This is a genomic window from Guopingia tenuis (assembly GCF_014384805.1).
GTDB lineage: Bacteria > Bacillota > Clostridia > Christensenellales > Christensenellaceae > Guopingia > Guopingia tenuis.
Genome location: NZ_JACRSS010000010.1, coordinates 1 through 1237 on the forward strand (window position 1 = coordinate 1; position 1237 = coordinate 1237).

General features: G+C 35.9%; 1 protein-coding gene. It reads left to right on the forward strand.

Annotated elements, in window-relative coordinates:
- A partial coding sequence (locus H8693_RS10630; RefSeq protein ID WP_249280938.1) for an IS3 family transposase occupies positions 1–1074 on the forward strand: 1074 nt, incomplete at its 5' end.
- Between the last annotated feature and the right edge of the window lie 163 nt (positions 1075–1237).

The window sequence follows — 1237 nt, forward strand, 5'->3', positions numbered from 1 at the left end:
AAAAGTACTTTTTATAGTTGGCTAAAAACATATCGAGAAGAGCAAGAAAACAACAAACGAAAACCTGTTAACATTCGCAACTTTCATCTGCTTGAAAATAAGGTTGCTCGTTTAGAAGGTATCGTTAAAATCCTTCAGTCGGTTTCCTGCACAGCCCGGTCACCATTAAAGGATAAGCTTTATGCCGCCGAGAAATTGTATGGCAAATATAGTGTTCATATGATTTGTGAAGCATTAGCTATTCCAAGAGGTACCTTCTATAACCACATCTTTCGTAACAAGAAAGATAATACTTGGTATTCTAAACGCAAAGAAGAACTGCGTATACGAATACAAGAAATCTATGACGAAAACAATCAAATCTTCGGCGCAAGGAAAATTGCCGCTGTTATGCGTAACGAAGGTGTCAAAGTAAGCGAAGAAATGGTTCGTACTCTCATGCGGGATATGGGAATCAGCAGCATCCGTCAGGTAGCAAAGAAATTATATGAGGAAGAAAAGCGTAAGCATAAAAATTATCTCAATCAGGAGTTCAATCCACATGCCCCCAATGAGGTATGGGCCAGTGATGTTACATATTTCAAATTTCATGATAAAGCTTTTTATATTTGTGTAGTGATGGATCTATATGCCCGTTTAGTTATTGGTTATAAAATAGGGAAGAAAAATAGTACACAGCTGGTTAAGTCAACTTTTCGACAAGTATATTTAAAAAGACAACCGAATACTGATTTAATTTTCCATACCGACAGAGGGTTGAATTACACATCTAAAACAATGGCGGATTATTTAAGATCTCTAGGTATTACCCATTCCTTTTCCCGTCCATATGTTCCGTATGATAACTCTGTCGTGGAATCCTTCTTTTCTTCCATGAAGAGAGAAGAATTATACCGGACAAAATATAAATCGGAAAAAGACTTCTATCATGCGGTAGACAAATATGTCATCTTTTATAACACAAAGCGTCCGCATGCAAAGCTCAAATACAAGACTCCAGAGCAGAAAGAACAGGAATATGCCTTAAAACATGCAGATTTACCAGAATCATCAGATAGACAAATCGGTTCATAAATATTCGTTTTAAACGTTTTTTCCGAAAATTTGTATTTTTCTTCTTTTTCGTCCAAGCATAAAAAAGAAAAATCAGTCTTCAAAAACCGCGTTAACACTAGGATTATAATAAAACACCATTGATGTCCAAACCATAAGGGTTCAGATTTCAATGGTGTTTTCA